This window comes from Rudaea sp., assembly GCF_036383415.1.
In the GTDB taxonomy this organism is placed as follows: Bacteria; Pseudomonadota; Gammaproteobacteria; order Xanthomonadales; family Rhodanobacteraceae; genus Rudaea.
Genome location: NZ_DASVOK010000213.1, coordinates 1 through 4,720 on the forward strand (window position 1 = coordinate 1; position 4,720 = coordinate 4,720).

General features: G+C 62.5%; 3 protein-coding genes and 1 rRNA gene. 2 read left to right on the forward strand and 2 right to left on the reverse strand.

Going from position 1 to position 4,720, the window contains the following annotated elements; genetic code table 11:
• Nucleotides 1-427 (reverse strand): 16S ribosomal RNA (locus VF497_RS08410); the annotation flags it as partial.
• Nucleotides 428-977: 550 nt separating this feature from the next.
• A complete protein-coding gene (gene tyrS, locus VF497_RS08415; protein ID WP_330887613.1) occupies nucleotides 978-2,192 on the reverse strand; it encodes a tyrosine--tRNA ligase in 1,215 nt (404 codons plus the stop codon).
• A gap of 184 nt (nucleotides 2,193-2,376) precedes the next feature.
• On the opposite strand from tyrS, the gene VF497_RS08420 reads away from it, so the two are divergent.
• Nucleotides 2,377-3,807, forward strand: coding sequence for an OapA family protein (locus VF497_RS08420; protein WP_330887615.1), 1,431 nt, complete (start codon nucleotides 2,377-2,379; stop codon nucleotides 3,805-3,807).
• Between the two features lie 131 nt (nucleotides 3,808-3,938).
• Nucleotides 3,939-4,720: anhydro-N-acetylmuramic acid kinase (locus VF497_RS08425; protein WP_330887617.1), on the forward strand; the 782-nt coding region annotated here is incomplete at its 3' end.

Here is a 4,720-nt window from a genome sequence, read left to right on the forward strand (position 1 = left end):
AACCCGAAGGCCTTCTTCACACACGCGGCATTGCTGGATCAGGCTTGCGCCCATTGTCCAATATTCCCCACTGCTGCCTCCCGTAGGAGTCTGGGCCGTGTCTCAGTCCCAGTGTGGCTGATCATCCTCTCAGACCAGCTACAGATCGTCGCCTTGGTGGGCCTTTACCCCGCCAACTAGCTAATCTGACATCGGCTTCTCCAGCCGCGCGAGGTCTTGCGATCCCCCGCTTTCACCGTTAGGTCGTATGCGGTATTAGCGTAAGTTTCCCTACGTTATCCCCCACGACAGGGCAAATTCCGATGTATTCCTCACCCGTCCGCCACTCGCCACCCACAGTATTGCTACTGCTGTGCTGCCGTTCGACTTGCATGTGTTAGGCATGCCGCCAGCGTTCACTCTGAGCCAGGATCAAACTCTTCAGTTGAAATTGCAGTCAGCATTGCTGCTGACAAATTACTTTAGAGAGTGAAACCAAGCTGCTTTGATTACTCAAATTTGACCGATTTCTCGGTCGACTTGATGACGCTCTTGATTCGATGGACGTGTTGTCCACCCCAAGGCGCCCACACAAGTCACCTGCGCACACTGTCAAAGATCGAATTCTTGCTCAGCGTTTCCGCTTTCGCGTCCCGAACATTTCGTCCGAGAGAGCCGCCTACTATACAACCAATTTCGTATCCGTCAACACCTTTTTGAAAATTTTTTCGAAAAGTTTTGCCGGGATTCAGCCCCTCGATCTCGCCAGCGGCGGCACCAATCGAAGGGGGGCGAATCATACATCCGATTTCCGATTCGTCAACACCCGCGAAACGACTTTTTCGCTTCGCTTTGCCAACGACCCGAAAGGTCGCCCTTTGCCGCACCGCAGCGTTTCCGGCCGCACAACGAAGGGCCGCGAATCCTACAACCAATTCCCGATTCGTCAAGCCCCGAGGCAAAGCTTTTTTGCCGGTGCCGGACAGTGCATTCCAGCGCTATGCGGCGACCAAACGAACCCGCGCGAACGAACGCTTGCCGATCTGCAACAGATGTTCGCCGCCCGCGGCGAGCGTGCGCTCGCGGTCCTCGACCACCGCGCCGTCGATGCGCACCGCCTTCTCGTTGAGCTTGCGCGTAACTTCGGAGTTGCTCGCCGCGAGCTTCGCCGCCACGAACAGCGGCGCAACGCGGATGCCCTCGGCCGGCACGGCGACGTCCTGCAGCGGCAGGTCGACATCGACGCGCTGCTCGCGCACGAGCGCATTCCACTGCTCGATCGCCTTTTCCGCCTCGGCCGCGCCCTGGAAGCGCGTCGCCAGCTCGCGCGCGAGCGCAAGCTTGGCATCGCGCGGATGCAGCTGCCCGTCCGCGACCTCGCGCTTCATCTTTTCGATGTCCGCGGCCGAACGGTCCAGGCTGAGCAACTCGTACCAGCGCCACATCAGCTCGTCGCCGATCTTCATGGTCTTGTTGACGATATCGATCGCCGGCTCGTTGATGCCGATGTAGTTGCCGAGCGACTTCGACATCTTGTGCACACCGTCGAGGCCTTCGAGCAGCGGCATGGTCAGCACGATCTGCGCCGGCTGGCCGGCCTCCTCCTGCAACTGGCGGCCGACGAGCAGGTTGAACTTCTGGTCGGTGCCGCCGAGCTCGACGTCGCACTCGAGCGCGACCGAGTCGTAGCCCTGCACGAGCGGGTAGAGGAATTCGTGGATCGCGATCGGCTGACCACCCTTGTAACGCTTGGCGAAGTCGTCGCGCTCGAGCATGCGCGCCACGGTGTGCTTGGCCGCAAGCTTGATCATTCCGGCCGCATCCATCTTGCCGAACCATTCGGAATTGAAGCGCACCTCGGTCTTGTCGCGGTCGAGCACCTTGAACACCTGGTCGGCGTAGGTCTTCGCGTTGGCCTCGATGTCTTTGCGGCTGAGCGGCTTGCGCGTGGCGTTCTTGCCGGTCGGATCGCCGATCATGCCGGTGAAGTCGCCAATCAGAAAGATGACCTGGTGGCCGAGATCCTGGAACTGGCGCATCTTGTTCAGTAGCACGGTATGGCCGAGGTGCAGGTCGGGCGCGGTCGGGTCGAAGCCGGCCTTGATCCGCAGGGGCCGGCCGAGCCTGAGGCGTGCCTCGAGGTCCTCGCGCTTGATGATTTCCTCGGCGCCGCGGCCGATCAGGTCCAAAGCCGCTTGGATTTCCGTTGACATCGTCGTATTCACCCGATTTTCGTTCAAAGTATACTTTTACAGACGACTCGATCCGTTCAGTTTTCGCCAGATCGAAGTTAAAAAATCATTATTCGAGAAACCTGCCGGAAATCCTTGAAAAACAAAGGATTGACGCACGGTTTTCGACTGGATATGGTACGGCCTGTTTTGTCGGAAACCGGCCGTGAACCTGAACCAAAATCACTCCTGCGCCAAGCGCATCGCCCCACGGAACGGCGCAGCCGACGCGTCCACCAATGCAGCAAAGTGGACTTTTATACAAAATCTCGCAAAGTCACCGCTGTCCTGGCGACGCAGGCACGTCGTGCTCGCCGGCGCCATTGCCGCGGTGCTGATCACGGCCGGTGCGACGATCCCGACCTGGGCGCTAGCGATGCGCGACTCGGGCAACGCTCCGCGCACCACACTCGATCTTCCGCTGCCGACATTATCGCCCGAAGATACCGCATTGTCTGCCGCGATCGATGCAGCCAATAGCGATCCGCTCGCCGACGATCCCGCATGGCAGGTGGTCACGGTCAAATCCGGGCAGACGCTGGCCGATATTTTCCAGCAGCAGAACCTCAACGCCACCGACCTGGCGCGCCTGCTCGACGCGCCCGGCAACACGCGTTGCCTGCGCGCGATCCACCCGGGCGACGAGTTCGCCTTCCTGCGCAGCGACGACGGCAGCCTGCGCGCGATCCGCTTCGACCGCGACGACCGCACTCGCGTGATCGCGAGTTTCAGCGCCGAAGGCATCAACCAGACCGAGCTCGACCGCAACATCGAGCGCCGCACGCACGTCGCCCACGGCAGCATCGATTCCTCGCTGTTCGGTGCGGGCGAAGCGGCCGGCATGAGCGATGCGATGGTGCTGCAACTCGCCAACGCATTCGGCTACGACATCGACTTTGCCCAGGACCTGCGCCAGGGCGACAGCTTCACCGTGCTCTACGACGACGTCTACCGCGAGGGCGAGCGTCTGCGCGACGGCGACATCATCGCCGCGACCTTCGTCAACAAGGGCAAGCGTTATTCTGCATTCCGCTTCACCAATAGCGCCGGCGAGACGAGCTACTACACGGGCGAAGGCCGGCCGCTGAAAAAGACCTTCCTGCGCACGCCGCTCGACTTCTCTCGCATCACCTCGTATTTCTCGGTCGCGCGCATGCATCCGATCCTCGGCACGATGCGCGCACACAAGGGCGTCGACTACGCCGCGCCGCAGGGCACGCCGATCCGCTCAGCCGGCGACGGCAAGATCGCGTTCCGCGGCTGGCAGCCCGGTTACGGCAACGTCGTCATCGTCCAGCACAACCCGCACACGACCACGCTTTACGGCCACATGTCGCGCCTCGGTGGCTACCAGGTCGGCCAGCACGTCGCGCAGGGCTCGACGATCGGCTACGTCGGCATGACCGGCCTCGCCACCGGCCCGCATCTGCATTACGAATTCCGCGTCGACGGCCAGCATCGCAATCCGCTGACCGTGACGACGCTGCCGCCGGAGCCGCTGCCTGGCGTCGAACTCGCGCGCTTCCGCAGCCAGACCCAGCCGATGCTCGCACGACTCAACAAACTCGAGGCAACGCAGCTCGCTTCGGCGAAGTAGAAGCCGGCGTCAGACGTTGAACCGTGAAGCCTTGAATAATCGATCCGCCGACAAGGAAAGCGGCATTCTTTTTGAACTCTCCCGGCGTGTTTTCCGCAGCTTCCTCGCAGCGTTAGGCTTTTGAGAATCGCATGGCCTCGCTGTACCTCGGTCTGATCTCCGGCACCAGCGCCGACGGCATCGACGTCGCGCTCGCTTCGTTCGCGCGCAAGCCGAAGCTGCTCGCAAGCCTCACCCATGCCTATCCCGACGACTTGCGCCGCCGCATCCTCGCGCTCGCGCAGGGCGATGGACGCATTGCGCTCGACGAGTTCGGCGCGCTCGATGTCGAGATCGCGCGCTCGTTCGCCGCGGCCGCGAGCAATTTGCTCAGGCGCGAAGGCGTCGATGCGAAAAAAATCCGCGCGCTCGGCTCGCACGGCCAGACCGTGCGCCATCGCCCGCTCGGCCCCGCGCCGTACACGATGCAACTCGGCGACCCGAACGTCATCGCCGAGCTGACCGGCATCACCACCGTCGCCGACTTTCGCCGCCGCGACATCGCCGCGGGCGGTCACGGCGCGCCGCTCGCACCGGCGTTCCACGCGGCGATGCTCGCGCAGGACAAATCCGCATCGACTAAGATCAGCCGCGTCGTGCTCAATCTCGGCGGCATCGCCAACATCACGATCCTGCCCGGCAACGCGAAGCAGTCTTTGCGCGGCTTCGACACGGGCCCCGCGAGCTGCCTGCTCGACGCGTGGATCGCCAGGCACCGCGACCAACCCTACGACAAGGACGGCGCCTTTGCGGCCTCGGGCCGCATCGACGAGACGCTACTCAAGCGCCTGCTGTCGGAGCCCTATTTCGCCGAGCCGCCGCCGAAGAGCACCGGTCGCGAAGTGTTTCATCTGAGCTGGCTCGCCAAGCATTT

What these genes read in the sequence shown, in the direction of transcription:
- tyrS (WP_330887613.1), bottom strand. Translation starts at nt 2,192, where the DNA reads ATGTCAACGGAAATCCAAGCGGCTTTGGACCTGATCGGCCGCGGCGCC.